This is a genomic window from Promicromonospora sp. NPDC023987 (assembly GCF_040639055.1).
In the GTDB taxonomy this organism is placed as follows: Bacteria; Actinomycetota; Actinomycetes; order Actinomycetales; family Cellulomonadaceae; genus Promicromonospora.
In genome coordinates this window covers 38,130-61,411 of record NZ_JBEZZF010000017.1, presented here as the reverse complement: position 1 = coordinate 61,411, position 23,282 = coordinate 38,130, and the positions used below count along the sequence as shown (strand labels likewise).

The following is a 23,282-nucleotide window of genomic DNA, read 5'->3' as shown; positions in this document are numbered from 1 at the left end:
CCCGGTGGCAGACGCAGCGACCGACGCAGTGACCGACGCACCGACCGACGCACCGACCGACGCACCGACCGGTGCGGGCGAGACGACGCCGCCGCGCCGGAACGTCCTGTTCCTCATGACCGACCAGCACCGGGCGGACACGCTGGGTGCCTACGGCAACTCGCACGCTTCCACCCCGGTGCTCGACGAGCTGGCCCGGACGGGCACCCGGTTCGACCGGTGGTACACGCCGACGGCGATCTGTACGCCGTCGCGCGCGAGCCTGCTCACCGGCCAGGCACCGTTCCGGCACCAGGTGCTGGCCAACCACGAGCGCAACGTGGGCTACCAGGAAGACCTGGCCGACGGCACCTTCACCTATGTCGAGGCGCTGCGGGAGCACGGGTACAACACCGGGCTCGTGGGCAAGTGGCACGCCGGCACGGTGAAGAACGCCGCGTACTTCGGGTTCGACGGACCGGACCTGCCGGGCTGGCACAACCCGGTGGAGAACGAGGACTACCTCGCCTACCTGCGGGACAACGACCTGCCGCCGTACGAGATCAGCGACCGCGTGCGCGGCACGCTGCCCAACGGCGGGCCGGGCAACCTCCTCGCGGCACGCCTGCACCAGCCGGTGGAGGCCACGTTCGAGCACTACCTGGCGACCCGCACGATCGAGCTGCTGGAGCGGTACGCCGACGACTACCGCAGCGGGGCCCGACCGTTCTTCCTGGAGCTCAGCTTCTTCGGGCCCCACCTGCCGTACATCGTGCCGGACGAGTACTTCGACATGTTCGACCCGGCCGACGTCGAGCTGCCGGCGTCGATCGCCGAGACCTTCGAGGGCAAGCCGCCCGTCCAGGCCAACTACAGCGCGCACTGGACGTTCGACACGATGCCCATCGAGGTGACGCGCAAGCTGATCGCCGTCTACTGGGGCTACGTGACGCTCATCGACCAGCAGATCGGCCGCGTCATGGACGCGCTCGAGCGGCTGGGCCTGGTGGACGACACCGCGGTGTTCTTCACGTGCGACCACGGCGAGTTCACGGGGGCGCACCGCCTGCACGACAAGGGACCGGCGATGTACGAGGACATCTATCGCACGCCGGGCCTGCTGCGGGTACCGGGCGGCCCGGCGGGCCAGGTGCGTACCGAGTTCGTGAGCCTCCTGGACTGCACGGCCACGATCCTCGAGCTGGCCGGGATCGACCCGAAGCCGGCGATCGACTCCCGCAGCCTGCTCCCGCTGGCCGAGGGGCACGAGGTCGAGTGGGAGGAGGACATCGTGTGCGAGTTCCACGGGCACCACTTCCCGTACCCGCAGCGCATGCTGCGCGAGGACCGGTACAAGCTGGTGGTCAACCCGGACTCGGTGAACGAGCTGTACGACCTGGAGACCGACCCGCACGAGCTCACCAACGTGTACGACGCCCCGGGGCTGGCGGAGGTCCAGCGCCGCATGATGGGCCGGCTGTACCGGCTGCTCCGGGACCGCGGCGACAACTTCTACCACTGGATGACGACCATGTACGACGTCGGGGAGGTGGACCACGACCCGACCCAGTCGGGCCTGGACGAGACGACCTACGCGGCGCGGTAGGAAGTTGACCATGCAGTTGCTGCCAGGATCGGCCTGATTCTGGCAGCAACTGCATGGTCATGCTTGGATGAAAAGTCGCTGTCTGTCTGGATTTCACCCGAAATTAACGCAAGACGCCGGTGGTCGGAGATCGGGCGTGCCAGTGTGGACGACGCACCGTGGCCTGCCGGGGGTCGCGGGCCGACTCACACGGAGGTCGACAATGCGCACACGTTTCGGACGGGCTTGGGGGAGTGGGCTGTCGGCGCTCGTGATCGCTGCGGGTGTGCTGGCGGCGCCGGGCGCGGTCGCCCAGAGCGGCACGGCGCACGACGTCGCCGCGCGGGGTGGCGTCGTGCACGACGTCGCCGCGCGGACCGCCGCCGACGTCCCCGCCGGCTACTACGACAGCGCGTCAGGTCTGACGGGCGAGCCGCTCAAGTCGGAGCTGAACGACATCATCAGCGCGGGCGACCAGCTCTCGTACAGCGAGGTGTGGACGGGGCTCCAGGCCTCGGACGAGGACCCCGCGAACCCGAACAACGTGGTCCTGCTGTACAGCGGTGAGTCGCGCGCCAAGAACCTCAACGGCGGCGACGTCGGCGACTGGAACCGGGAGCACGTCTGGGCCAAGTCGCACGGCGACTTCGGTACGGCGACCGGACCGGGCACGGACCTGCACCACCTGCGCCCCACGGACGTCCAGGTCAACAGCATTCGCGGCAACAAGGACTTCGACAACGGCGGCAGCCAGGTCAGCGGCGCACCGGGCAGCTACACCGACTCGGACTCGTTCGAGCCGCGGGACGAAGTGAAGGGCGACGTCGCGCGCATGATCCTCTACATGGCGGTGCGCTACGAGGGCGAGGACAGCTTCGCCGACCTGGAGCCCAACGACGCGGTCAGCAACGGCTCGGCCCCGCTGCACGGCCGGCTGTCGGTGCTGCTCGACTGGCACGACGCCGACCCGGTCTCCGCGTTCGAGGCGAACCGCAACGACGTGATCTACGAGCAGTTCCAGCACAACCGGAACCCGTTCATCGACCACCCGGAGTGGGCGGACGCGATCTGGGGTTGACCCGCTCCGGCTGCCCGTCAAGACCCTGGTGCCGCTATGGCGTCACCAGGGTCTGACACGTTCGGGTCCGGGCCTCAGACCGTTGCGACGTCGATAAGGTCCTCAAGCCCGATGAAGTCGTCCGGGTTGCGCGTGATCACCGGAAGGCCCTCGGTGAGCGCGACTGAAGCGATCATCAGATCGGCGAGCCGGCGACGGGGTTTGCGTCCTTGAGCTACGACCGCGGCGTAGACCCTGGCGTAGCTGCGGGCAGCTTCGATGTCGAACGGGATCGGGTCGAACGCGGCCTCGGTGCGCTGGAGCCGGTCCTGGCGGCGAGCCCGTTCGGCCGCGTCGGTGGCAGCCACCGGTGCCGCAGCGAGCTCGGCCAGCGTGATCGCGCAGATCGCGACCTCGACCGGCAGGTCGACGGCCGGAATGTCTTCCAGATCGATCACTACCGATGTGTCGAGGAGTCCCTGGGGCAGGCGCTCAGCCACGAGGCTCGATGTCCTGGTCCACATACTCATCGATGTCGGCTCGAACTGAGTCCCAGTCGAGCTGCGGTGCGTGACGGTACATCTCCACGGCGGCCTGGGCGGTGATGAATCGCTGACGGCGCAGCGGGCGCAGCTCGCCGACAGGGTGCCCGTTGCGGCTCACGATGAAGGTATAGCCCTCGTCGAGGGCACGCATGATGCGCCCGCTGTCGTTGCGCAGCTCTCGCTGGCTGATCTGCTCTGCCATGCCACCCACTGTAGCACCGCGTGCTACGCCTGGAGTGTCACCTGACACTCGGCCTGGTCGCGCGTCTCTGGCCCTGAGCGGGTGCGCTCTCTATCCTGGTGACGACGGGTTGCCGCCGCTCAGCGAAGGCAGAGCACCGGGTGGACGACTCACCGAAGGCCGGAGGCTCAGCGTGTCGAACGAGCACAAGTCAGTCGAACGCAACTCTGCTCCGCGGGTTCCCCCACGCTGGTTCGTCCGTACGGCGTGGGCGGTCCACCGCGGCATCTACCGCGTCACCGGCGGCAAGGTCGGCCTCCGGCGCCCCCGGCCGCACAGCTGGGGCACCATGCGCGTGACCACGACCGGGCGTCGTACCGGGTACGAGCGCAGCGTGATCCTCGCCTACATCGAGGACGGGCCCAACCTCGTCACGATGGCGATGAACGGCTGGTCCGACGGCGATCCGGAGTGGTGGCTCAACCTGCAGGCCCACCCCGACGCCACCGTGGAGCTGGCCGACGGCTCCCGCTTCGTGCGCGCGCAGCGTGCCGTCGGTGACGAGCGGGAGCGGCTCTGGGACAGCTGGCGGCAGATCGACCGGCACCTCGACGAGCACGCGGCACTCCGTTCGACCGAGACGGCGCTGGTGGTCCTGGAGCCGCGGCCCGAGCCCCGGCGACTGTCATAGCGTCGCCGACGCGAGTGCCTCCTCGTGCCCGTCGAGGGTGATCTCGATCCGGTCCACGTCGGTCAGCGGTACTGCCGACGACGCGTCCAGGCCCGTCGTCGCGCCACCGGACCAGGACCAGGTCCCCGCTACCGTGCGCGCGCCGTCCCGGCCCACCAGGACGAGCTCGTACCTGATCGGCTCCGGCGGCGTGTAGCGCGTGTCGGACTGCGGCCCCGGCTCGGGCGGGTAGTGGCAGCTCCACCGCAGGCTCGTGCCCCAGGTGGTGGGCGTGACGATCAGCTCCGCGCGCATGTCGGCGTCGCCCACCGGGCGCAGCTCGACCGTTCGCGCACCCGCGAGGGTGGCGGACGGCGGCGTGCCCGCACCGTCCGGCACCCCTAACAGGTCGCCGCTCGCGAGCACCGACCCGCCGACGGCCCCGACGGCCACCAGGACCGATGCGGCGACCGCCGTCAGCGACCGGCGTCGGGTACGGGACCTGCGTGCCGCGCCGGCGAGGCTCGCGAGCGAGACGACGGGAGCCGGCTCGGGACCGACGCCGTACGGTGCCCGCCCGCCGCCGTCGGACAGCTCCGTACCGGGTGCCTCCGCGACGAGCGCCTCCGCGTGCGCAGCGGTCAGGGTGCTCAGCAGGCCCGGCATGCCGGCGAGCTCGGCGACGGCGGAGCGGCACGTGTCGCACTCGGCCAGGTGCCGCTCGTAGGCGCGACGGTCGCTCGGGCTCAGGGCGCCGAGCACGTACGCGGCGTCCCACTCGGCGTACTGGTCGCCGCAGTGTCCTGGATCTGCCGGGATCATGACGTGACTCCTTTCTCCTGCAGGGCCAGGCGCAGCGCGCGCAGCCCGTAGTGCAGGCGCGACTTCACCGTTCCGGGCGCGATGCCCAGCTCGGTCGCGAGCTCGCCCACCGAACGGCCGCCGTAGTACGCGCCTACGACTACCGCCCGGTGCGCCGGCGACAGCGACACCAGCGCGTCGGCGACGAGCCAGGAGTCGAGCACGGCCTGCGTCGTGTCCCGCTCCTCGCGGTCCGGCACGTGCCCCGTGGCCCGCTCGCGGGTGCGCCGGGCGCTGCGGAGGTGGTCGACGGTGAGGTTGCGCGCGACCGTGAACAGCCAGGCGCGCACCGACTCCTCCGACCGTTCGAGCACCTCGGGGTGGCGCCACGCGCGCAGCAGGGTCTCCTGCACGACGTCGCGCGCCTCCTCCTCGTCGCCCGTGCGGCGCACGACATACCGGTACAGCGCACCGGCGTGCGTGTCGTGCACCGCGGCGAGGAGCTCGTCCTCGGCGCCGGCGGGCGAGTCGCCTCTGGTCACGGTCCGGTCGCCTCCGGCTTCGTCGTTGTCGGCCGGTGTGGCCGCGTGGTTGCTGACTGGCTCTACTGCTCGGGCTGGAGCTGCAGCGAGAACTCGATGCTGCCCTCATCCTCCACCGTCACGAACCCGAGCGACGGCGCTTCGACGTCGAAGTCGGCGAACGTGACCGGGACGCTGCCGATGACCTGCACGGGGTCGCCGCTGGTCGCGTCCCCGGCGACCTCTGCCTCGACGGTGGCGGCCTGCGTGACGCCGTGGATGGTGAGGTCGCCCGTCAGCTCGACGGCCGTTGCGCCTTCCTCGATCGGTGCCGGCTCGGTGAGCACGAAGGTCGCGGTCGGGTAGGTGCCTGCCTCCATCGCCTCGTCGCGGAAGTACGCGTCGCGGTTGGCCTCGTCGGTCGCCACGCTCGCGATGTCCACCTCGATGTCGGCCTCGCTGATCGCACCGTCGGCGACCGTGACCGAGCCGGTGACGTCCTCGGTGCGCCCCGTGACCGTGACGTCCTCGCCCTGCAGCACCTCGTCGACCCGGTACCCGGCGAACGACCCGTCGCTCACAGCCCAGGTGCCGGCGGCCGCGTCGGCGTCGGGCAGGGGAACCGCGGACTGCTCGAGGGCGGGCGCCTCGGCCGCAGCCTCGTTGGCCCGGTCCGCGTACAGACCCGGCCCGAAGATCACCGCTGCCGCACCGATCACGACCACCCCCGCACCGACACCGACCGCCACCTTTGTTCCTCTGCGCACGCTCCGCCCCTCTCGTTCGCGGGCCGACCCACTGCCGCCCTCTGCCCCTCACTACGGGTGAAAGGGGACATTGGTTCAATCGGACCCAAAACTGAACCGGCGGGCTCGGTGAGTTCGGTCGGTTGCTGCCGGGTCTCGGTGACTTCGGTCCGATGGGATGAGTTCGGTCAATCAACTGACCGAACTGATACCAAGCGACCGATCTCATCTCCGCGCGGTGACGTCAGGCCCCGTAAGGTCTGCGGATGGTGCGTACCCGAACCGTGGTCAGGAGAGTCGTGGCGCTGGTCGCGGTCGCGGCGGCGGGGCTGACGGTGCTTCCCCTGTCGCTGGCCCTCGACGAGTCGGCCATCCCGCCGGCGTCGACCCTCCCTCCGCTGCCCGACGGCGCCCGGGTGACTGCCGAGGGGATGGGCTGCGGCTCCGGGGGCTGCTGGGTGGAGCTGACGGTCGCTCCTCCGGCAGGGATGTCGGGCGAGGAGCTGGCGGCCGCGGTGGTACCCGGCCGGACGGAGTGTGCCTTCCAGAGCGTGCTGGACCTGCGGCGGGTGTGTACCTGGGCGATGGACGTAGCGGCGGGGTCGGTGCAGTTCAACCTGCAGTACGACCGCTGGGTCGACTAGTAGCCGCCCGCAGCCGCCGTCGTGCGGGCCGGGGCTCAGGCGCGCCAGGGGCTCAGGCCCGGCGAAACTCCCGGCGCCAGAGCCCGAGGCGGCCGGGCGACCGGCGGTGAGCCCGTCGCGGACGCTAGCCCGACGTCGGCCGGTGGTGGTCGAGGTAGTTCTGGGTGGTCGTGAGGCTGGTCAGGTCGGCCATGCGGTCGAGGTACACGACGCCGTCGAGGTGGTCGATCTCGTGCTGGACCACCCGGGCGGGGTAGCCCGTGAACTCGCGCGTGACCGTCTCGCCGGCCTCGGTGGTGTACCGGACGGTGAGGTGCTCTGCCCGCGATACCTGGCCCATGTAACCCGGCACGCTGAAGCAGCCCTCCCAGTCCAGCACGGTCTCGTCGGAGCGCTCGACGACGACGGGATCGACCAGCTGGATCAGGCCGGTCTCCGGCCGGTCGGGGAAGACGTCGGTCCTGCGCACCTCGACGACCGCTGCCCGGACCGAGACCCCGATCTGCGGCGCGGCGAGGCCAGCGCCGCGGAGGTCGCGCAACCGGGCGGTCAGGGTCTGCAGCAGCTCGCCGGCCTCGGCCGGGTCGACGGTGGTCGTGGGGGCCTTGAGTCGCGGGTCGCCGATCGTGACGACTCCGTCGTCGGCGACGCCCATGGCCCAGCTGCTGCCGCTCTGCTGTGCGGACATCGATGCTCCGTTCCTGTTCGGTGGTCCTCAACAGTAGGTCCAGGTGGCCGGTCCGCCGCGAGAATGCGATCACGCACGCTTCGAGGCGCTGAACCGTGCACGATCGCATTCTCGAAGCGGACCGGAGGGCGCCTCACCGCTATCAGCCCAGTGGACCGCCGCTCGACTACGAGGCGTCGTCGAAGAAAGTCTCGGGCCGACCCAGGAATCTCTTCCACAGGCCCACCGACTCCAGCTCCGCCCACCTCCGCTCGGCGATGCCCTCGTCCGTCATCTCGAGGATCTGCGCTCCCGGCAGGGCGGCGACCATGGGCGAGTGCGTCGCGTAGATCACCTGGGCCGGAAACTCGGCCACCAGGTCCTGGATGCGGTACAGCAGCTGGAGGGTCGACTCGAACGACAGCGGCCCCTCGGCCTCGTCCAGGAGGTACAGGCCCGGCCCGTCGAACCGGCCCAGGATCGCCTGGAGGTAGGACTCGCCGTGGCTGACCTCCCAGGACGGCTTGTCGCCGTAGCCGGATATCCCGGCCCCGGTCATGTACTCGAGCATCCCGAAAGCGGTCTCGGCGCGGAGATAGAAGCCCTTGGCGTTGCGGCGCGTCATGCCGGACCCGGCGCGGGTGCGGTCGAGCATGATCGCTTCACCGAGCGGGCTCGTCTTCTGGGTGCTGGCGTACTTGCGGCCGCCGTGCCCGCCGCGCACGTCCAGGCCGTAGCCCTCGGCGATCGCCTCCAGCAGGGTGGACTTGCCGCTCCCGTTGGCGCCGACGAGGACGACGATGCTGCTGCTCAGCCGGACCCCCTGGGCGGCGAGGTCGCCGATGGCGGGCACGGTCCAGGGCCACTGGCCCTCCTCGACGGCGGGCGGCTTGACCCGGACTCGCTCGATGAGCACCGGGCCAGCCTAACGGGGGATCGTCAGGCCCCGGCGGCGGGACGCGCCGCCTCCAGCAGCACATCGACGAGCCGCTCGGCAGCATCAGGACGCCCGTGCTCCCGGGCGGCGTCGGACATCCGCGCACGCCGTCCGGCGTCGGAGAGCAGCGGCCGGATCGCCGCCCGGAGGTCCATCTCGTGCACGTCGCCCTCCAGGGCTACGGCGGCGCCCAGGTCCTGCAGCCGGCGCGCGTTGTGCGCCTGCTCGTCCCCGGCCGACGACGGCAGCGGGACCAGCACGGACGGCTTGCCCAGCGCGGTGAGCTCCGCGATGGTCCCGGCCCCGCTCCGGGAGACGACGACGTCGGCCAGCGCGAGCACGTCCGGCAGCTCTGCGCCGACGAACCCGAGCACCCGGTAGCGCGCGGCCAGGTCGGCCGGTAGCGCGGTGGTGCGGTCGAACATCTCCTGGAGGTTGTCCGGCCCGCACTGGTGGATCACGTTCGTCTGCGGGAGCAGCCAGGGCAGCGTGTCGGCGATCAGAGAGTTGATCTGGACCGATCCCTGGGCGCCGCCCGTCACGTACAGGACCGGTAGGTCCGGGTCGAACGAGTCCAGGCCGAGCGCGTCGACGGCCTTGAGCGGCTCCCCGGACAGCACCTCGGCACGCACCGGGTTGCCGGTGACGACGGCCCGCTCGCGCACGCTCTCCGACAGCAGCTCGAGGGTGGACGGCGAGGACACCGCGACGCGGGTGGCGCGCTTCGCCAGGAGGCGGTTGGCCAGCCCGAGCCGCACGGTCTGCTCGTGCACCACGAGCGGACGGCGCAGCAGTCCCGCGGCGAGCCCGATCGGGACGGCGACGTAGCCGCCGGTCGACAGGATCACGTCCGGCTTGAACTCGGCCACGATCGACCTGGCCTGCGCGACGCCGAGCGGAACGCGCGCCATGTCCTTCATGTTGGCAGCCGTCAGCATGCCCAGCGGGTTGCTCGACCGACGGAGCTTGCCCGTGGCGACCGGCACGAACCGGATGCCCTCGGACGCCGTGACCTTGGCCTCCAGGCCCTCGGCGGTCCCTGCCCAGAGGACGCTGACCGCTGTGCCGTCCTGGGCGAGCCTGGCCTGGAGGGCGCGAAGCGTGGTCAGAGCCGGATAGGTATGTCCACCGGTCCCTCCACCGGTGACGAGCAGACGGAACTCGCGCGGGTGTGAACTCACGAAGACATCTCCCAAGACGGCAGGGGCGGTGGGCGCGGGTCAACTGTAGAGGATCGACCGGGGTGTCGAGCTTCGCGATCGTGGTCCGATCGCATCGCGAACAGCGTCAGAAGCGCAGCAGCACCTTCGACGACAGCGACGCGTCTCGCGCCACCTCGAACGCCTCCAGTGCCTCGGCCACGTCGTGCTCCTGCGTGACCACCGGGTCCACCGGGAGCGTCCCGTCGGCGAGCGCGGCGACGACATCGTCGATCTCGTCCTCGAACCGGAGCGACCCCACCAGGTGCAGCTCGCGGGTGATGACCAGGGACATCGGCGCGGGCACGTCGCCCGCACGCTGCAGCCCGAGCAGGACGACGGTCCCGCCACGCCGGGCGCCCCGCACGGCGCTCGCGAGGCCGGGCACCGTGCCGGAGGACTCGACGACCACGTCCGCCCCGACGGCGCCGACGGCGTCCTCGTCGCGCGCGTCCAGGGTCGTGTCCGCGCCGAGCCGCGTCGCGATCTGCCGAGGGAGGTCGTGGAGGTCCGTTGCGATGATCTCGGCAGCCCCGTGGTGCCGCGCGACGGCGATGGCGAGCGCACCGATGGGGCCGGACCCGATCACGAGCACCCGCTTGCCGGCGACCCCGCCGGAGCGGGTCACGCCGTGCCACGCCACCGACGCGGGTTCGGCGAGGACTGCCGTGCGCAGGTCCACGCCGTCCGGCACGGCCCGGAGCATGCCGGCGGGCAGGGCGACGCGGCGGGCGAAGGCGCCGTCCTGGTGCGGGAACCGTGCCGCGGAGCCGAGGTAGGTGCCGTCGGTCGCCGGGTGCACGGTGACGCGGGTCCCGGCGCGCGGCCCCGTGCCGTCGGCGGCGGCCGTGAGCACCGTGCCGGAGACCTCGTGGCCGAGCACCATCGGCGCCCGCAGGATCGACGCGCCGGCCGCGCCGTGCTGCCAGTAGTGCAGGTCGCTGCCACAGATCCCGCCGTAGGCGATGGCCACGACGGCTTCGTCGGCCGCGGGCTCGGGCTCCTGGACTGGCTCGATCCGCAGGTCGCCCTTGGCATGGACGACGACGGCGAGGTTGCGCATCAGACCACCGCCGTCATGCCGCCGTCGACGTAGACCGTCTGCCCGTTCACGAAGGCAGACGCGTCGGACGACAGGAACACCAGCGTGCCGACGAGGTCCTCGACCCGGCCCCAGCGGCCGGCCGGGGTGCGGCCCTCGACCCAGGCCGAGAACTCCCGGTCGGCGACGAGCGCCGCGGTGAGCTCGGTGGCGAAGTAGCCGGGGGCCAGCGCGTTCACGGTGATGCCGTGGCCGGCGAGATCCGCGCACAGTCCCTTGGTGAGCATGACTATCGCGCCCTTGGTGGCGCTGTAGGGAGCGATGGAGGGCCGGGCGAGCTGCGACTGCACGCTGCCGATGTTGACGATCTTGCCGCTGCCGCGCTCCACCATGGTGCGCGCCACCCGCCGGGACAGCAGGAACACGCTCGTGAGGTTCGTGGCGACGAGGTCGTGCCAGTCCTGGTCCGCGAACTCGGTGATGGGTCCGCGGCGCTGGATGCCCGCGTTGTTGACCAGGATGTCGATCCCTCCGGCGTCGGCCTCGATGGTGCTGATGCCGGCCTCCACGGCGTCGGCGTCGGTCACGTCGAAGGTCGAGACGGAGGTGGTAGCGCCGGTCCGTGCTGCTACCGCGTCGGCGGTAGCCCGTGCCTTGGTCGCGTCGCGGCCGTGCACGATCACGTGCGCCCCCGCCTGGGCGAGGCCCGTTGCGAGCGTCCGGCCGATGCCCTGGCTGGAGCCGGTCACGAGCGCGGTGCGTCCCGTCAGGTCGAAGAGCCCGTTGCCGGTCGTCATGCCGGTCGTCATGTCAGCGCACTGCTCCCTCGATGGTCGAGACCCGTACGGCGTCCTCGACCAGCAGCAGATCGCGGCCGCGGGTCTCGGGGACGAGGAACGTGGCGGCCGTCGTGATGGTGGCGAGGACCGTCATGTAGATGGCGGGGACCAGCCAGTTGCCGTCCGTGATGGCGATCAACCAGGCGCCGAGGACGCCGGCGAGCCCGCCCGCGATCACCGCCGAGAGCTCGCGTGCCATCGCGACGCCCAGGTAGCGGTGCCGGTTGCCGAACATCTCGGGAAGCATGGCGCACTGCGGGCCGAGCATGGTGTTGACGGCGATGCCGATCCCGATCGCGATGGAGGTGATGACGAGCGCCGGGTTGCCGGTCTGCAGCATCCACCAGGCAGGGAACGCGTAGAGCAGCATGAACACCGCGCCGGCCCGGTAGATCGGGACGCGGCCGTACCGGTCGGACAGGTGGCCGGTCAGCGGGATCACCGCCATGCCGATCAGCGAGCCGATGGTCACGCCCCAGGTCGCGAGCGACTTGTCGACGGTCGCGGCAGCGGTCCCGGTGGCGAAGCTCAGCGCGAGCGCCTGGAACATGTACGAGCCGCCGTTCTCGGCCATGCGCAGGCCGATGCCGACGACGACGCCGGGGAAGCCCTTGGTGAAGACCTGGCGGATGGGATGGTCCTCCACCTGCTCGTGCTTCTCGAGCACCACGAAGGTCGGGGTCTCGCGCAGGCGGGCCCGGATGAACATCGCGACGAGGATCAGCAGGAACGAGCAGAGGAACGGGACCCGCCAGGCCCAGTCGAGGAAGACGTCCTCGGGCAGGGACGACAGGCCCGTGAAGACGAGGGCGGCGAGCAGGGTACCGAGCTGGATGCCGATGAACGGCAGAGACGAGAAGAAGCCGCGGCGCCGGACGGGCGAGTACTCGGCCATGAGGACCGTGGCCCCGGCCTGCTCTGCTCCCGCGCCGAACCCCTGGAGCAGGCGCAGCGTGGTCAGCAGGATGGGGGCCCAGATGCCGATCGACTCGTAGGTGGGGAGCACGCCGATCAGGGTGGTCGAGCCGCCCATCAGCGCGATCGTCACGAGGAGCACCCACTTGCGGCCGATCCGGTCGCCGAGGGTCCCGAAGAACAGCCCGCCGAGCGGCCGGGCCACGAAGCCGACGCCGAACGAGGCGAACGCGGCGACGACGCCCATGGCCGGGTCGAGGTTCGAGAAGAACAGGGTGTTGAAGACCAGGGCCGACGACAGGCCGTACAGGGCGAAGTCGAAGTACTCGAGGGCGGACCCGACCGAGGAGGCGAGCGTGGCACGGCGCAGGTTCTCCGCGTGGACCGGGTCCTCCGTGTCGACCTGGCGCGGGGTGGTATCAGTCACGAGTCATCTCCTTCGATGGCCGCCCGGTGCCGCAGTGCGCCGGACGGGCTGAACGCGACTCACTGTAGCCGCTACTGTGAACAGTGTTCAACACTGTGTACAGATCGGTTGAGTGGTGAGTGGTCCAGCAGGGCCCGGGCCCCGGCCGTCAGGACGCCCGCTGCTGCCCGGAGCCGCGGGACAGCGGGTTCGTGAGCTCGGCGGCGGCGGCGATCAGGGCCTCACCGATGCGCGCGACCTGGGCGTCGTCCGCCGCCAGCTCCTGCGGCAGTGCCGCGCCGAGCGCGAACGGCGGGTCGCTCGCCTGCCACGGCTCGAGCGGGACGGCGACGCCGACGACGCCCCGCACCGACCCCGCCGGGTCGACGGCGTAGCCACGGGCGCGGCTCGCCCGGATCCGGGTCAGGAGGTCGTCCAGGTCCCGGATGCTGTGCTGCGTGAGCTGCGGGAACGGTGCCGTCGGGCCCACCAGCTCCGTGATCTCCTCGTCCGTGAGCCGCATGAGCAGGGCGTTGCCGGAGGCGCTCAGGGCCGCGGGCAGCCGGGAGCCGAGCGGTGTGCCGAGCTGGTACCGCCGTCGGCCCTCGTGCCGCGCGAGATAGAGCGTGTCGGCGCCCTCGAGCATGGTGATCTGCACGACTTCGGTGCGGAGCACCGGGGACGCGTCGCAGATGCCGTAGAACTCCCGGACCTGGTTGAACTGGATGGCGAACGCGCCACCGAGCTCCGCCGTTCGACGTCCGAGCCGGTAGCCCTGCGGGACCCGCTCGATCATCCGGCCCTCTTCGAGCACGGACACGAGGTTCGCCGTCGACGACTTCGCGATCCCCAGCGCGCGAGCGATGTCGCTGAGCGTCATCGGCGCGCCCTCGGCGTCCGCGAGGAGGTTGAGGATGCGCAACGAACGCGTGACGGCGGGGGCGGGGTCACGCTCGGGCTGTTCGGGCATTCTGCTCCTTCGCAGGCTTACGTCGTCAGTAGAACTCGATCGTATCCATCTGGTTGACGAGCGGTTCGCCGTCGAGGAGGCGGCGGGCGTTATCGGCGAACAGGCGCGCGATCCGCTCCTCCTCGGCGCCGCTGAGTGCCGCGGTGTGCGGGCTGACGAGCACCTGCGGGTGGTCCCAGAGCGGGCTGGTGTCGGGCAGCGGCTCGACCGCGAAGACGTCGAGCGCCGCGAACCCCACGCGGCCGTCGGCCAGCGCCGCGACCAGGGCGGGCTCGTCGATCACGGTGCCGCGCCCGACGTTCACCACGATGGTGCCGGGCCGGACGTTCGCGAGCACCGCCTCGCCGATCAGCCCTTCGGTGGCCGCAGTGCCCGGCAGCGTGGCCACTATCGCGTCGGCCTGGCGGACCGCCTCGGCCAGGTCGTCGATCGGCACCAGCCGGTCGACGCCGTCGACCGGCTCGCCCGACCGGGTGGTGCCGTGCACCCGCGCGCCCAGGGCGTGCAGCTTCGCGGCGACGGACCTGCCGATGCCCCCCAGGCCGACTACGAGCACCGTCATCTCGTCGAGCTGGCGCATCTCCCAACGGTCGGTCCACTCGCGGCGCGCCTGCTGCGCGTGCAGGCGGGGGAGGTCCTTCGCTCCCGCGAGCACCCCGAAGACGGCGAACTCGGCGAGCGTCCCGCCGTGCACGCCGGCGCTCGTCGTGAACGCGACGCGCTCGAGCGCCTCCGCCGGCAGGCGTGCCGCCTTGACCTGGCCGCCGCCCCCTGCGGCGGTCGTGTGCACCCAGCGCAGCCGGGGGTTGGCGGCGGCGGTGCGGGCGAGCGCCGCCGGGTCGACGTCGGGGATGCCGAAGAGCGCGTCGGCGCCGTCGACCAGCTGCTCGAACTCCCGCTGCTGGGCAGGCGTGCGCTCGAAGCCGGGGTCGCCGGACCAGTCGGCCGGACCTCGCATCGGGTGGTAGAGCGCGTGGTTCCGGAGCAGCTCGACGCGGGGCTCGAGCTCCTCGATCCGGCGGCACAGCTCCTCGCGCAGGTCTACCGCGACGGCGACGCGCAAAACCGCTGCTCCGCTTGTCGAGCCCGCTGCTCCGTTGGTCGAGCTTGTCGAGACCCTGCTGGTCGACGTCGCAGGTACTGGGCCAGTAGTCATGACGCATCCTCTTCGATCGGCATGGCGCCATAGTACCCAGGGTTCATTATGCTGAACGCTGTCCCATGGTGTGCGCACTCGCTAGGGTGGGCCCATGACCAATGACGCTCCTGTCCCTGCCGGCTCCGCGGTGCCCGGCCCCGACGTACCCGGCGTCGGCCCCGTCGGCATGATCGGGATCGGTGCGATCGGACGGCCGATGGCGCACCGCCTCCTGTCGGCTCATGGCGCGCTGACCGTCACCGGACGGACGCGCCGCGACGGCGACTCGCTGCCTGCCGCCGGCGCGACCTGGGCCGCCACGCCGCGCGAGCTCGCCACGACGGCTCGCACGATCCTTCTCATGCTCCCCGACCTGCCCGAGGTCGAGCAGGTGCTGGCGGGTGAGGACGGCCTGCTCGCGGGAGTCGCCGAACCCACCCTGCTCCTGATCGGCAGCACCTCGTCCCCGTCCGGGGTCCGTGCGCTCGCCGAGCGGCTCGCTCACGAGACGGACGGCCTCGTCCGCGTGGTCGACTGCCCGGTCTCCGGTGGCGCCGACGGTGCGGCCGCTGGCACGCTGTCGATCATGCTGGGCGGCGCCGACGACGACGTCGCGCGCGCCGCCCGCGTCATGGCGGCCTGCGGCAACCCCGTGCACCTGGGGCCGCTCGGCGCGGGTCAGGTGGCGAAGGCCTGCAACCAGATGATCGTGGCGTCCACGATCCTGGCCCTGGGGGAGGCCAGCGTCCTCGCCGAGCGCAGCGGCATCGACCTCGGCACGCTGTGGGACCTGCTCGGCGGCGGCTATGCGGGCGGCAACCTCCTGGCAAGCTGCCGCGACAAGCTCGTCGCCGGGGACGACACCCCCTCGGGCCTCGCCAGGTACATGGTGAAGGACCTGCGCTTCGCGGCCGACGTCGCGGAGGCGACCGGCACCAGCCCGGCCCTGCTGCCCGCCCTGCGCGCGTCGTTCGACGAGCTGGTCGCGTCGGGGTACGGCGAACGCGACATCACAGTCACGCGGCGGTTCGTCGCCGAACGAGGCTGACGGCTCGAGCCTGGCTGCTACTCCTACCTGGCTGCTGCTCGGACCTGGCTGCTGCTCGTGCCGGTCGAGCGGCACGAGCAGCAGCGGCACCAGGATCGCGTCACGCGACGGCGGTCGCCTCCAGCTCGACCAGCTGGCCGGGGATCGCCAGCCGGGTCACCCCGAGCATCGTCGTGGCCGGCGCCACCCTGGCGGCACCGAGCCGCGCCGCCAGCGCGCCGTAGTGCTGGAACAGGAGGTCGACGTCGGTGGTGTAGACGTTGAGCCGGACGAGGTTCGCGAGGGACATGCCCGCGGCGTCGAGCACCGCCACCACGTTGTCCAGGCTCAGCGCCAGCTGGGCCGCCATGTCGCCGTCGTGGCGGGGTGTGCCGTCGCCACCCGTCGCGGTCTGTCCTGAGCAGTACAGGGTCCTGGCCTGCCCGGAGACGATCTCGCCCTGGTTGAACCCCATCTCGACCGACCAGGTCACCGGGTTGACCGCCGTTCGTTCGATTGCCATGTCGACTCCATCCGACTCGTAGGGACGACGCGTGTCGGCGAAGCTGCGCTCCGCGACGTCGTGGGCACGAGCCTCCCCGCAAAACACGACACCCTGTGTCAGGTATCCCGCTAGAGTTTCCGTGTGCGCGCCGACCGGCTGGTCTCGTTGGTCCTGCTGCTGCGCCAGCGCGGCCGGCTGACCGCGGAGACGCTGGCTCGCGAGCTCGAGGTGTCCACCCGCACCGTGCTGCGCGACATCGAGTCGCTCTCGGCGGCGGGCGTCCCGGTCTACGCGGAACGGGGCCGCCACGGCGGGTTCGCCCTGCTGCCCGGGTTCCGGACCGAGCTCACCGGGCTGAACCATGACGAGGCCCTTGCCCTGCTGGCAGCCGGTTCGGGCAGGGGCGAGCAGGTGTTCGGCCTCAGCTCGGCGCTCGCGTCGGCCATGCGCAAGGTCGTCGACGCGCTGCCCGAGAGCCACCGGGCGACCACGAGCGACGCTGCTCAGCGGTTCCTCGTCGACCCGGAGACGGACCTGCTCTCCCGCAGGGCGCCCGCCGACGAGGTGCCAGGCACCGTGCTGGTCGAGGTGCGGCGCGCAGTGCTGGCCGGACACAAGCTGCGTATCCACTACGCACCGGTGGACCGGCCGGCGAGCTGGCGCAACGTGGACCCGATCGGCCTGGTCACGGTGCGCGACAAGGGTTACCTGCTGGCCACGACATCCGGCGCGGACCGCACCTACCGGCTGTCGCGGATCAGCGCCGCCGAGGAGCTCGCCGAGCGCGCGGAGCGACCGGACCAGGTCGACCTGGACCGGATCTGGCAGGAACGCAGCACCCGGTTCCGGACGGGCGGGGACCAGATCGCGGTGCTGGTTCGGATGGATCCGGCCCGGCGCGAGGAGCTCGTGAGCACGGCGCTCGCCGTCCTCATGGAAGCGGTCGACGACGCCGGCCGGCTACGGCTCGAGGTGACCTTCCAGGACTCCCGGCACGCCGAATGGGCGCTCTGGCAGCTCGGCACGGACGCGGAAGCGCTGTCCCCACAGGCCCTGCGCGCCGCCCTGCGGGACCGCGCCGCCGCGCTCGCCACCCGCTACGCGGACGCCCCCTGAGCGCTGGCCGTCGGACAGGCGCCACCGGCCCCGGAGGTGGAGCTCGACGGGCGGGAACTCAGCAGGCCGGTGCGTGGCTGGCGGCCCTGGCGGCCGCCGTCTCAGGTGGGGAGGTGGGGGCCGGGGGCCACAGGGGCCGGTGCGGGGCGTAGGGCAGACGTCGCGAAGAACCACGCGAACCGTCCGACGGCGCGGAGCCGCCGTGCGCGGGTGAACGCCTTGCCCCTGATCGAGGTGCTGAGCTGCCCGAGGTCGCGGGCGCCGATGGCGAGCGTGACAGGCTCGGCCTCGCCTGCCGCGGCGTCGACGGGGGCGATCTCCGCCTGGAGATGCGTCAGGCCGTGCAGCAGTGCGACCGGCGTTCGGGAACGCACCGACTTCGCGCCGGAGAGCCGCCAGGCACGTCCGTCGTCGTCGGCGAAGCGCAGCGCGTACGACATCGCCTCGTGCCGCCCCGCGGGAAACAGCGAGAGGGTTCCGGTGAGCTCGGCCCGCGTGGCGATGCCGTCGATCTCGATCGTTCCCCGCATGGTCAGCCTGTGGTCCGCCTCGTCGAGGAACCTGTCCATGCTGGGGATCTCGGCATGCAGGCGCATGACGGCTCGCCGGGGTGCCGCCGGGCCGGTGGCCATCCGCTCGTCGAAGGTCAGGCCGTCGCCCCTGGTCGCGGCGTGGTGCTGCGAGCCGAACGCGAACGCCGCATCCTCCGGCACCGAGGCCGGCGTCACCGAGCCCCATTCCGGTGCCGTCCACCGTGGTCTCCCCGTACGGCGGATCAGCGCCTCGACCGAGCGTTCGGCGACGGCGAGGATCGTGGCCGAGGGGTTCACACCGCTCGCCGCCGGGAGCACCGAGCCGTCCATGACGAAGAGCCCTGGATTACCGTGCACCTCGCCGAGCTCGTCGACGACACCCGAGCCGGCGTCGGAACCCGGGCCCACGCCGCCGAGGGGGTGGACCGTGACTGTGCGGCGGAGCACCGACCAGGTGAACGGCTGGTAGAGGCGTGCGTCGAGGAGCCGCGCGAGCAGCGGGCCGACGCGGAGCTGGGAGCGGTAGAGGTGCGCCTGCCACTGGTTGCGCCAGGACAGCCGGGCGTACCCGGACCGGTCGAGCTGCAGCGCACCGTTGGCGGAGTCGATCCCCATCGCGAGCACGGCGAAGGTGCGACGTCGGCCGGCCGGGCGCACCCGGCGTCGCCACCATGCCCGTGCGGCCTGTCCCGGCACGACGGCGTCGGCCAGCTGCTGCAGGAGCGCGGGGACTGCGCCGTCCTGCACCTGGTACCAGACCGACCGGCGCCCCTCCGGCACGTCGAGCACGGTGTTGGTCGTGATGGTTGGTCCGGTCGTCATGTCGTCCTGCGTGTGCCGGAGCTCGGCCAGGGTGAGGAAGTCGCCGTTGCCGGAGAACCCCTGGCCGAGCCGGCGCGACAGCTCAGGGAGCGTGCCGTGCACGTCGCGCGCCCTGAGCAGCAGCTCGGTCGTCGCCACGGCTCCGGCGGCGAGCACGACGCGCGGCGCGGTCCACACCCGCGGCGGGGCGTCGGCGTCGGACGGCGTCGACGTGACCACCGCGTACCCGTCGCCGTGGCGTTCGACGCGCTGCGCCTCGGCGTCGGTGACCGAGCGCGCACCGGCCTGCTCCGCCACGGCGAGGTACGTGTGGTCGAGCGAGTTCTTCGCGCCGTGGTTGCAGCCGATCACGCACTCGCCGACGAAGGCGCAGCCCCGGCGAAGGACCCCGTGCCGGTTCGCCCGCCACGTGTCGGGATCGCCGAACGTGACGGCGAGGTTCGGGCGCACCGTCGCGTCGGCCAGGTCGTGCATGAGTCCCTCGATGAGCGTGGTGCGTGCGGGAGCAGCGCCCGTAGCGGGATCGTCACCGACGGGCGCGACGCCGATCATGTGCGCCGCGAGGTCGTAGTAGGGGTCGAGCTCCTGCCTGCGCAGGTGTGCGGGCCAGCGTTCGTCCAGGGCCCCTTCGAACGGCCGGGCGAAGACGTTCGCGTACACGAGCGACCCGCCGCCCCAGCCCGCGGCCTGGACGCTGCTCATGCGGCCGAGCCAGCGGACGTCGTAGAGCCCGCGGTCGACACCCCACAGCCAGCCGCCCTGGAGCCGCGGCCGGCGGGGGAACTCCCCGGGCAGCCAACGCCGGCCGCGCTCGAGGACTATGACGGACAGGCCGGCCTGAGCGAGGCGGGCCGCGGCGACGGCGCCGCCGAAGCCGCTGCCGACGACGATGGCGTCGGCGTCGAATCGATCGGTCATGAACCTTTCCTCCTCTTCGTGTAGTGCGACTCGTGTGGTGCGACTCGCGTGGTGCGACTCGTGTGGTGGACGGCCGGTACGGGCCCCGGACTCGGGTCGGTCAGGTCGCGTGCGGACCGGGTGCGGCGCTGCCGCTGTACTCGCCCAGACCGGCCACCAGCTCGGCGACGTCCGGCACGGCGTCGAACCGGCGCTGGTGGACCGCGGCGATCTGGGTGCGCAGCTCCGGGTCGGGGTCGTCGGTGACGTCGAACGACACGAACTTGTCGACCAGCGGCAGGCCGATCCGGTCGATCTCGAGGTGCGCCGGGTCGTTCATCATGGCCTCGTAGGCGGCGAGATCGTCGACCACGGAGATGTGGCTGTAGTCGTACTCACCGCCGTGGTCCCGGCCGAGCACCAAGGACCTGATCGACGGGTCGCTGCTGCGGGCCTCGCGCATGCGCCGCATGACGGCGGCTACCTCCTCCTCGGAGACGCCGGGCTTCAGGGCCATGCGGGTCACGTGGTAGATCATGGGACGGTCCTCTCGTCGGTGATGTGTGGTTTCGGGTCGGTGCTGATGTGATCGCTCGGTGGTGGTGCTGCGTGGTCAGCCCGCGTACGGCGTCGCCGGGTCCGACCGGTCCCCGATGCGCAGCAGCACCGACAGGGTGAGCGCGAGCGCGATGAGTGCCGCGCCGCCCAGGAACGCCGCCGTGAACGAGATGCCGCCGTCGCCCCCGGCGGCGATCGCGATGCCGGCCAGGGCTGCGAGGCCTACCGCGCCGCCCAGCTGTTGTGCGGCGTTGACCAGCCCGCTCAGCAGTCCGGACTCGCCGTCCCCGCTGTCGCGCACCGCCATGGATATCGCGTTGACGAGGCCAAGGCCCAGGCCGATGCCGATCAGCAGGAAGGCGCCGAGCAGGTTGATCGAGAAGCCGTCGGTGGTCGGGTTCAGCACGAGCCACAGGAATCCGGCCAGCAGCAGCACGAGCGCGCCGTGCAGCGCGGACCGGACCCCGAGGAGCTTGGCGAGCCGGGGCGCCAGCACGCTTCCCACGATGATCATGACGGCGATGGGGATCTGCGCCAGCCCGGCGGTCAGGGCACTCATCCCGAGGACGTCCTGCTGGTAGAGGGGCAGGAAGAAGAACAGGCTCGTCAGGGTGGCGCCGAGCAGGACCATCACGACGGTGGCGGTCACCACCGGCCGACGACGGAAGACGGCCAGCGGCACGAGCGGGTGCGGGGAGCGGTGCTCGGCGAGCACGAAGGCGGCGAGTGCGACGACGCCGACCGCGATGCCGATGATCGAGCTCGCCGCGGTCCAGCCGGCCTCGGAGGCGGAGACCATACCGAGCGCCAGGGCCGAGATGCCGACGGTGATGGTGAGCGCGCCGGCCAGGTCGAACCGTCCGGGACGGCCGGGCATGGCGGGTACGGCGCGCCACACCATGATCGCGCTGACGATGCCGAGCGGCACGGGAGTCCAGAAGACCGACTGCCACCCGAGCGCCTGGGTCAGCACTCCGCCGAGGAAGACACCGATCAGGCTGCCGGCACCACCGACGGCGCCCCAGATGCCCATCGCGCGAGTCCGCTCGGTGGGGGTCGTGTAGAGAGCCAGTACGAGCGCGAGCGCTGAGGGAATGCTGATCGCCGCGCCGATTCCTTGTCCGATTCGTCCGGTGATCAGCAGCGGGCCGCTGGTCGCCAGAGCGCAGAAGGCCGACGCGGCGACGTAGAGGATCATCCCGGCCAGGAAGGTTCTGCGGGGACCGAGCACGTCGGCGAGGCGGCCCCCGAGCAGCAGCAGTCCCGCGAAGGCCACCAGGTAGCTGTTCACCGTCAGGGTGAGCTCCGCGGCAGAGAGGTCGAGGCTCGTGCGGATCGACAGCGACGCGAGGTTGACCATCGACGTGTCGAGGATGATCAGGAACATGGAGACGGCCAGCGCGGCCATCGTCACGCCGCGGGGGAGGCGCAGGCCGGTAGCGGCGGTTGTGGGAGACGCTTCGATGCTCATCATCCAGTCCTTGAGTGAGTAGATCGACGGTGGGGATAGTGAGTGGTCACTATCAATAGCCAAAAAGAGAGAACCGGCTCCGGCCGGCGTCGTCAGAAGCCGGGGCCGGAGCCCGAGGCGGGGCCGGCTCCGGAGGCGAGGAACCGGTCGGCCCACGCGTCGTGCTCGGCGCGAGCGGGCAGGTCCATGGCGGTGGCCACCATGTAGAGCATGCCCGCGGCGAAGAAGTCGTGGGCGCGATCGGCACCGACCCCCGGCAAGGCTTCCATGCGCTCGAAGACCTCCTGGGTCCACCCGTGCATGAGCTCGCGGATGGCCGGATCCTCGGACGCGGCGAAGCCCTGCAGGAGAATCAGCATGAGCTCGCGATCGCCCATCAGCACGCCCCAGGCATCGGACATCGTCGGGAGCGGGTCGCCCTCGGCGGCCTCGCCGGAAGCGAGCATGACGGTCTCCACCTTTCCGAATGCCTGCCGCAGCACCGCGACGAAGAGCTCGTGCTTGGTGGAGAAGACCCGGAAGAGGTTGGGGTGGGAGATCTCCACCTCCTTGGCGATGTTCACGGTGGACCCGCCGTGCAGCCCCTTGTGGCTGAACTCCTGCAGGGCCGCCGCGAGGATCTGCTCGCGGCGTACCTCGATGCTGACTCGTGGTCTCCGATCGGTCGCCATGGTTGATAGTGAACACTCACTTTCAAGCGGATGTCAAGCAGCCCGGGCTCATCGCGCCCCCAGCCGCCGGCTCACCTCGCGCGCCGCCCGCGCCGCCTGCTCCGCCAGACCGGCGCGCGCGTCGTCGTCGTAGGACTCCGAGCGGAACGTCACCGCCAGTCCCGCCACCGGTCGCCCCGTGTGGTCCACCACGGCGGCCGCGACCGACGCGAAGCCGGCGGACACCTCGCCGTCCTCCACGGCGAAGCCTCGTGCGCGGGCCTGGCGCAGCACCACCCGCAGCTCCCGCAACGTGCGCGGTCCGGCACCGGTGAGGTCGGTGAACGAACCCGGCGTCGGGTACAGCGCCCGCACCTGCGCCGGGGGCAGCAGCGCGAGCACGGCGCGCCCGCTGGCGGTCAGATGGCTCGGGAGGTGCACGTCGACGTCGGTCACCAGGGGCGGACGCCCCACCGCCCGCTGCTCCACCAGGTACAGGACCTCGCGACCGTTGAGCACCGCGAGGTGCCCGTTCTCCCCGGCGGCCTCGACCAGGCCGGCCACGACCGGTGCGGCCAGCCGGGTGAGCGGCGCCTGCCGCGTGTACGCGCTGCCCAGGCCGAGGGCGGCCACGCCGAGGCCGTAGCGCCGCTCGTCGGGGAAGTGCCGCACGAACCCCTCGTCGCCCAGTACCGACAGCAGGTGGTAGACGCTGGAGCGCGGCACCCCGATGCCGTGCGCGATGGCGCCGGCGGGCACCGGTCCGGGCTGCGCCGCCAGGAACGTGAGCAGCCGCGCCGTGGTCCGCGCGGCCGGAACGCTACTGCTGCCGGCCAAGTTCTCCTCCGTACGGGGCCGAGT

25 protein-coding genes are annotated in these 23,282 nt (G+C 71.6%); 6 read left to right on the top strand and 19 right to left on the bottom strand.

Annotation, left to right across the window (positions count from 1 at the left end):
- Nucleotides 1–4: 4 nt before the first annotated feature.
- Both AB0F40_RS10615 and AB0F40_RS10610 read left to right on the top strand, forming a co-directional pair.
- Nucleotides 5–1,585, top strand: a complete 1,581-nt coding sequence (locus tag AB0F40_RS10615; protein WP_357466465.1) for a sulfatase-like hydrolase/transferase — start codon at nucleotides 5–7, stop codon at nucleotides 1,583–1,585.
- A gap of 202 nt (nucleotides 1,586–1,787) precedes the next feature.
- Entirely contained in the window at nucleotides 1,788–2,642 is an 855-nt protein-coding gene (locus tag AB0F40_RS10610; protein WP_357466463.1) for an endonuclease, read from the top strand.
- Nucleotides 2,643–2,716: 74 nt separating this feature from the next.
- Here AB0F40_RS10610 and AB0F40_RS10605 read toward each other — a convergent pair whose 3' ends face one another.
- Nucleotides 2,717–3,121 carry a type II toxin-antitoxin system VapC family toxin gene (locus AB0F40_RS10605; protein WP_357466461.1) on the bottom strand — a complete coding sequence of 135 codons (405 nt, stop codon included), beginning with the start codon at nucleotides 3,119–3,121 and terminating at the stop codon, nucleotides 2,717–2,719.
- The gene (locus tag AB0F40_RS10600) at nucleotides 3,114–3,368 is read right to left on the bottom strand and encodes a prevent-host-death protein (RefSeq protein WP_357466459.1); all 255 of its coding nucleotides are present in this window, start codon (nucleotides 3,366–3,368) and stop codon (nucleotides 3,114–3,116) included. The genes AB0F40_RS10605 and AB0F40_RS10600 overlap by 8 nt, the downstream gene beginning before the upstream one ends.
- A gap of 172 nt (nucleotides 3,369–3,540) precedes the next feature.
- Here AB0F40_RS10600 and AB0F40_RS10595 point away from each other — a divergent pair, with 172 nt between their 5' ends.
- The gene (locus AB0F40_RS10595) at nucleotides 3,541–4,038 is read left to right on the top strand and encodes a nitroreductase/quinone reductase family protein (protein WP_357466457.1); all 498 of its coding nucleotides are present in this window, start codon (nucleotides 3,541–3,543) and stop codon (nucleotides 4,036–4,038) included.
- On the opposite strand, the gene AB0F40_RS10590 is transcribed toward AB0F40_RS10595, so the two are convergent.
- The 3 genes from AB0F40_RS10590 to AB0F40_RS10580 all read right to left on the bottom strand — a co-directional run bounded on the left by AB0F40_RS10590 (nucleotide 4,033) and on the right by AB0F40_RS10580 (nucleotide 6,106).
- Nucleotides 4,033–4,839, bottom strand: a complete 807-nt coding sequence (locus AB0F40_RS10590) for a zf-HC2 domain-containing protein (protein ID WP_357466455.1) — start codon at nucleotides 4,837–4,839, stop codon at nucleotides 4,033–4,035. The genes AB0F40_RS10595 and AB0F40_RS10590 overlap by 6 nt on opposite strands.
- Nucleotides 4,836–5,360: a sigma-70 family RNA polymerase sigma factor gene (locus AB0F40_RS10585; protein WP_357466453.1), complete on the bottom strand. Its 525-nt coding sequence runs from the start codon at nucleotides 5,358–5,360 to the stop codon at nucleotides 4,836–4,838. The genes AB0F40_RS10590 and AB0F40_RS10585 overlap by 4 nt, the downstream gene beginning before the upstream one ends.
- A 62-nt stretch (nucleotides 5,361–5,422) precedes the next feature.
- The gene (locus tag AB0F40_RS10580; protein ID WP_357466451.1) at nucleotides 5,423–6,106 is read right to left on the bottom strand and encodes a YceI family protein; all 684 of its coding nucleotides are present in this window, start codon (nucleotides 6,104–6,106) and stop codon (nucleotides 5,423–5,425) included.
- Nucleotides 6,107–6,351: 245 nt separating this feature from the next.
- On the opposite strand from AB0F40_RS10580, the gene AB0F40_RS10575 reads away from it, so the two are divergent.
- On the top strand, nucleotides 6,352–6,729 hold the full coding sequence (locus AB0F40_RS10575) for a hypothetical protein (protein ID WP_357466449.1): 378 nt from the start codon (nucleotides 6,352–6,354) through the stop codon (nucleotides 6,727–6,729).
- Nucleotides 6,730–6,853: 124 nt separating this feature from the next.
- Here AB0F40_RS10575 and def read toward each other — a convergent pair whose 3' ends face one another.
- The 8 genes from def to AB0F40_RS10535 form a co-directional block, all read right to left on the bottom strand.
- Nucleotides 6,854–7,417, bottom strand: coding sequence for a peptide deformylase (gene def, locus AB0F40_RS10570; protein ID WP_357466447.1), 564 nt, complete (start codon nucleotides 7,415–7,417; stop codon nucleotides 6,854–6,856).
- A 166-nt stretch (nucleotides 7,418–7,583) separates the two neighbouring features.
- Nucleotides 7,584–8,312, bottom strand: coding sequence for an AAA family ATPase (locus tag AB0F40_RS10565; RefSeq protein ID WP_357466445.1), 729 nt, complete (start codon nucleotides 8,310–8,312; stop codon nucleotides 7,584–7,586).
- A gap of 23 nt (nucleotides 8,313–8,335) precedes the next feature.
- Entirely contained in the window at nucleotides 8,336–9,514 is a 1,179-nt protein-coding gene (locus AB0F40_RS10560; RefSeq protein WP_357466443.1) for a UDP-N-acetylglucosamine--N-acetylmuramyl-(pentapeptide) pyrophosphoryl-undecaprenol N-acetylglucosamine transferase, read from the bottom strand.
- A gap of 106 nt (nucleotides 9,515–9,620) precedes the next feature.
- A complete protein-coding gene (locus tag AB0F40_RS10555) occupies nucleotides 9,621–10,595 on the bottom strand; it encodes an L-idonate 5-dehydrogenase (protein WP_357466441.1) in 975 nt (324 codons plus the stop codon).
- Complete coding sequence (locus tag AB0F40_RS10550) at nucleotides 10,595–11,383, bottom strand: SDR family oxidoreductase (RefSeq protein ID WP_357466439.1); 789 nt, start codon at nucleotides 11,381–11,383, stop codon at nucleotides 10,595–10,597. Before AB0F40_RS10550 ends, AB0F40_RS10555 begins: the two co-directional genes overlap by 1 nt.
- A gap of 1 nt (nucleotide 11,384) precedes the next feature.
- Nucleotides 11,385–12,755 carry an MFS transporter gene (locus AB0F40_RS10545; RefSeq protein WP_357466437.1) on the bottom strand — a complete coding sequence of 457 codons (1,371 nt, stop codon included), beginning with the start codon at nucleotides 12,753–12,755 and terminating at the stop codon, nucleotides 11,385–11,387.
- 148 nt (nucleotides 12,756–12,903) lie between these two features.
- Nucleotides 12,904–13,704 carry an IclR family transcriptional regulator C-terminal domain-containing protein gene (locus AB0F40_RS10540; protein ID WP_357466435.1) on the bottom strand — a complete coding sequence of 267 codons (801 nt, stop codon included), beginning with the start codon at nucleotides 13,702–13,704 and terminating at the stop codon, nucleotides 12,904–12,906.
- Nucleotides 13,705–13,729: 25 nt separating this feature from the next.
- Nucleotides 13,730–14,860: a D-2-hydroxyacid dehydrogenase gene (locus tag AB0F40_RS10535; protein ID WP_357466433.1), complete on the bottom strand. Its 1,131-nt coding sequence runs from the start codon at nucleotides 14,858–14,860 to the stop codon at nucleotides 13,730–13,732.
- 94 nt (nucleotides 14,861–14,954) lie between these two features.
- On the opposite strand from AB0F40_RS10535, the gene AB0F40_RS10530 reads away from it, so the two are divergent.
- A complete protein-coding gene (locus AB0F40_RS10530; protein ID WP_357466431.1) occupies nucleotides 14,955–15,890 on the top strand; it encodes an NAD(P)-dependent oxidoreductase in 936 nt (311 codons plus the stop codon).
- A gap of 100 nt (nucleotides 15,891–15,990) precedes the next feature.
- Here the strand turns inward: AB0F40_RS10530 and AB0F40_RS10525 are convergent, their stop codons facing one another.
- Complete coding sequence (locus AB0F40_RS10525; protein WP_357466518.1) at nucleotides 15,991–16,386, bottom strand: RidA family protein; 396 nt, start codon at nucleotides 16,384–16,386, stop codon at nucleotides 15,991–15,993.
- A gap of 129 nt (nucleotides 16,387–16,515) precedes the next feature.
- Here AB0F40_RS10525 and AB0F40_RS10520 point away from each other — a divergent pair, with 129 nt between their 5' ends.
- On the top strand, nucleotides 16,516–17,490 hold the full coding sequence (locus AB0F40_RS10520) for a WYL domain-containing protein (protein ID WP_357466429.1): 975 nt from the start codon (nucleotides 16,516–16,518) through the stop codon (nucleotides 17,488–17,490).
- Between the two features lie 101 nt (nucleotides 17,491–17,591).
- Here the strand turns inward: AB0F40_RS10520 and AB0F40_RS10515 are convergent, their stop codons facing one another.
- The 5 genes from AB0F40_RS10515 to AB0F40_RS10495 form a co-directional block, all read right to left on the bottom strand.
- Entirely contained in the window at nucleotides 17,592–19,763 is a 2,172-nt protein-coding gene (locus AB0F40_RS10515; RefSeq protein ID WP_357466427.1) for a GMC oxidoreductase, read from the bottom strand.
- Between the two features lie 100 nt (nucleotides 19,764–19,863).
- Entirely contained in the window at nucleotides 19,864–20,280 is a 417-nt protein-coding gene (locus AB0F40_RS10510) for a Dabb family protein (protein WP_357466425.1), read from the bottom strand.
- 75 nt (nucleotides 20,281–20,355) lie between these two features.
- Nucleotides 20,356–21,771, bottom strand: coding sequence for an MFS transporter (locus AB0F40_RS10505; RefSeq protein WP_357466423.1), 1,416 nt, complete (start codon nucleotides 21,769–21,771; stop codon nucleotides 20,356–20,358).
- Nucleotides 21,772–21,863: 92 nt separating this feature from the next.
- The gene (locus tag AB0F40_RS10500; RefSeq protein WP_357466421.1) at nucleotides 21,864–22,442 is read right to left on the bottom strand and encodes a TetR/AcrR family transcriptional regulator; all 579 of its coding nucleotides are present in this window, start codon (nucleotides 22,440–22,442) and stop codon (nucleotides 21,864–21,866) included.
- A gap of 48 nt (nucleotides 22,443–22,490) precedes the next feature.
- Complete coding sequence (locus AB0F40_RS10495; RefSeq protein ID WP_357466419.1) at nucleotides 22,491–23,258, bottom strand: IclR family transcriptional regulator; 768 nt, start codon at nucleotides 23,256–23,258, stop codon at nucleotides 22,491–22,493.
- Nucleotides 23,259–23,282 lie beyond the last annotated feature (24 nt).